The sequence below is a fragment of the Thermotoga sp. genome, assembly GCF_021162145.1.
GTDB lineage: Bacteria > Thermotogota > Thermotogae > Thermotogales > Thermotogaceae > Thermotoga.
In genome coordinates this window covers 1-3419 of record NZ_JAGGZH010000031.1, presented here as the reverse complement: position 1 = coordinate 3419, position 3419 = coordinate 1, and the positions used below count along the sequence as shown (strand labels likewise).

At 47.1% G+C, this 3419-nt stretch carries 4 protein-coding genes; all 4 read right to left on the bottom strand.

Translation table 11 applies throughout. From position 1 onward, the window contains the following. Nucleotides 1-371 (bottom strand): glycoside hydrolase family 3 N-terminal domain-containing protein (locus J7K79_RS02650; protein ID WP_296904881.1); only part of this gene is annotated, 371 nt, incomplete at its 3' end. 16 nt (nt 372-387) lie between these two features. Next, nucleotides 388-1440 carry a glycosyl hydrolase gene (locus tag J7K79_RS02645; protein WP_296904878.1) on the bottom strand — a complete coding sequence of 351 codons (1053 nt, stop codon included), beginning with the start codon at nt 1438-1440 and terminating at the stop codon, nt 388-390. A 9-nt stretch (nt 1441-1449) separates the two neighbouring features. Then, nucleotides 1450-2406, bottom strand: a complete 957-nt coding sequence (locus J7K79_RS02640; RefSeq protein WP_296904876.1) for an ABC transporter ATP-binding protein — start codon at nt 2404-2406, stop codon at nt 1450-1452. Next, on the bottom strand, nt 2393-3400 hold the full coding sequence (locus J7K79_RS02635; RefSeq protein ID WP_296904873.1) for an ABC transporter ATP-binding protein: 1008 nt from the start codon (nt 3398-3400) through the stop codon (nt 2393-2395). Before J7K79_RS02635 ends, J7K79_RS02640 begins: the two co-directional genes overlap by 14 nt. Nucleotides 3401-3419: the final 19 nt, after the last annotated feature.

Below are 3419 nucleotides of genomic sequence, written 5' to 3'. Positions count from 1 at the left end.
GTGCTCGCCATCGCTATCGCCTGCGGAAAGTTGGTTCCACCAAGCCCCATGTACCCGGTGAGACACTCCTCGTGTATCATCGCCGGTATTCCAAGGCGGGTTTCCTCCACGAGAAAACGCTGTATCTTGTTCACAAGTTCTGCTGCTTCCTGCGGTTCCAGATTGGTAGAGCCTCCGGGTCGGGTGACCTGACCGATACCATATTTTAGAAGGTCTTTTGCTTTTTCTTCTGAGAACTTCCCCCTTTCATCTATCAGTTCGTATCCCCAGACCGAACCGAGTTGTGCCACTTTCTCTTCCAGGGTCATTCTGGAGAGAAGATCTTTCACCCTGATATCGATTGGCTGCGATGGATCCTTGTACAGCTCCATAACTTTCCCTCCCTCCTCATTCACCGTGTTTCCATATGGGTTTTGTGATTTCTTTTAGCCACAGATCTCTGATAACGGGGTTGACCTGTACTCTGCTGTCTCCCCAATATCCGTTCGCGTAGGGCGGTCCCCACATGGGTTGAGAATCCCAGTCGGCGTTTATATAAGCTACCACTTTTATCACATCTGAATTTTCATATATGAACTCGAAGAAAGGTTTAAACCACTCGTTCCAGATCTCTTCTGGTGTTTTCTTTGTTTTATTCTTTCCGGGAGGGCCATCCAGAGCGGGACTGATGCTTGCTTTTGTGAGCTCTGAGAGATCGTATCCCTGCGGAGTTGCTTCGGCCACCATCACGGGTTTTTTATGAGATCTCGCGAAAGATACCACTTCTTCCGCTAGCTCTTTTTGAGTAGGTGCTTTCCGGGAGTTGTTCAGAGGATATCTCACGTCCGCAGGCAAAAACCAGGACAACCCCACGAAATCCACATAATCATCCCCCGGATACCAGAGCGAAATGTCTGGTTTCTGGTAGTTCCGTAGTATGACGTTCAACGGAGAAGAACAAGACTGCCAAACTGTGAAAAGAAGATTTTTTCTGTCTCCCAAGAAGCTTCTGAGTTTTCCGGTTATGTACCTGAAAGCGACCTTGTACTTCTCTGGATCGTAGTTGTTCCATATTCCGTCGAATTCATAACCGATCCTGAGATACACGGGTCTGTTCGCTTCCCTTATAAACCTGGCCAGAGTTTCTATCTGGTGGTCGTATTGTCCAGAGATCACTCTGTCCAGCATGTTCACCATGTACAGTCCAATCACAAGAGCAGAGCTTGGAAACTCTTTCAAACACTTCTTCGCGTTTATCAAGCCTGCCCCCCAGTCGGCATCGTTGTAAAGACCGTTGAGAGTGGCGATATCGGTGTACGTTGTTATACCCCCCGGCTCTGGAAAATACCCAGAGCTCGCATACTCTCTAACCGAGTTCAGATCCTGGCCGATGACAAGAAGCACTTTTCCTTCCAGAACCGTAAAGATCATCGCTATTATCAGAAAGGTGAGTCTTCGCATGTTTTCACCTTACCTGTACAGGAAACACTTCACTTGGACACCATCGACCTCGAAGTATGGAGGAGGCTCTTTTTTGCAGATATCCATCACCTTTGGACATCTTCCCGCGAACTTGCATCCCTGTCTGAGATACTCGGTTTGCTCTGTCTCGGACAGCTTTATTCTTATGTTCCACTTCTTCTTTGGATCCGGCTCGGGCACGGATTCTCTCAGAAGCTGGGTGTAAGGGTGCTTTGGTTCCATGAGGACCTTCTCGGCTGGTCCCAGTTCCACTATGTTTCCTCTGAACATGACGGCGATTCTGTCGGACACGTAGTAGGCAGTTGTGAGGTCGTGTGTGATGTACAAAACGCTCACACCGTACTGTTCTTTGAGATCTTTGAAGAGGTTTACAATAGACATCCTCAGGGATGCGTCCACCATAGAAACGGGTTCGTCCGCCACAAGGAGAGATGGGTTTGTAAGGAGTGCCCTTGCAACGGAGATCCTCTGGAGTTGCCCTCCCGAGAATTCACTCGGGTACTTTTCTGAGAACTCTTCGAAGGAAATTCCAACGGCGGAGAGTTTTTCTTTGATGATCTCTTCTGCTTTTTCTTTCGTGTCTGCTATGCCCAGGTTGAAGAGTGTTTCATAAAAGTACCTGTCCACCTTTCTGAGGGGATTGAACGTGGAAAACGGGTTCTGGAAGACCGCCTGTATCTCCTTCAGGAGTTCTTTTCTTTCCTTCTGATTCACACGCTCTATCTTTCTTCCTTTGTAGACGATCTCTCCGGAGGTGGGCTCTTCGAATCCAAGGATGATCTTTGCCGTGGTGGTCTTTCCACAGCCACTCTCTCCTGCCAGTGTAAAAATCTCCGCTTCTTTTATATCGAAGTTCACCCTGTCCACAGCCACTATCCTTGTCCTCGAGAAGATGCTCCCTATAGTGAAGATCTTCGTCAGGTCTTTTATCTCAAGAAGCGGCATTCTTTCCCTCCTCTACCAGCCAGCATGCAACTTTGTGTCCTGGTAGGTATTCTTTGAGAGGCGGCATTTCCTTCGTGCACCTGTCAAACGCGTGTGGACACCTCGGGTGGAAGCTGCATCCGGGTGGAAGATCTGCAAGGGAAGGAGGACTTCCAGGTGCACTCTCTCTTCTTCCTTTATCTCCGAACTTTGGAAGAGAGTAAATTAAATATTTCGTGTAAGGATGCATGGGATTTTCGAAAATTTCCTCAGTCTTTGCCTCTTCTATGATCTTTCCAGCGTACATGATCGCTATCCTGTCTGCCACGTTTGCATGAACTCCCATGTCGTGTGTAACAAGAACGATAGTATTCTGTTTCGCGGACTGTACTTCCTTCAAGAGTTGCACAACTCCTCTCTGAGTTACAACATCCAGAGCTGTTGTAGGTTCGTCTGCTATGATCACTTTTGGTGATAAAACGGTTGCAAGGGCAATTGTCACTCTTTGTCTCATTCCACCGGAAAGCTGGTGTGGATATGCGTTCAAGATACTAGCCGGCAACCCCAACTCTTTTATATGTTCTTTTGCCATCTCGTAGGCTTCTTCCTTTGTCTTTCCGGTTGTGTGGCTTTCAATAAAATCCTTAAAAGTTTCTTTTATCTTCACCACTGGATTCAATACGCTCATCGATCCCTGAGGAACATAAGAGATGAATCTCCATCTCAGTTTCCTTCTTTCTTCTTCGCTCAAAGAATAGACGTCTATCTCCCTTCCGTTTTCTCTGTATAGTACCTTCCCTCCCACTATCCTTTGAGGAGGTTCTATTGCTGCAAAGATCGCCTTAAGAAGGGTGCTCTTTCCACAACCGCTCTCCCCTGCTATGCCGTATATTTCGTTCTCTTTTACCGATATGTTCACATCATCCACTGCCTTTATCACTTTCTTCCTTCCAAAGATGTCCAAAATATAGTATGATTTCAAACTCTCTGTCCTCAACACTTCCACTATTATCACCTCATACTTGTCCTATTCT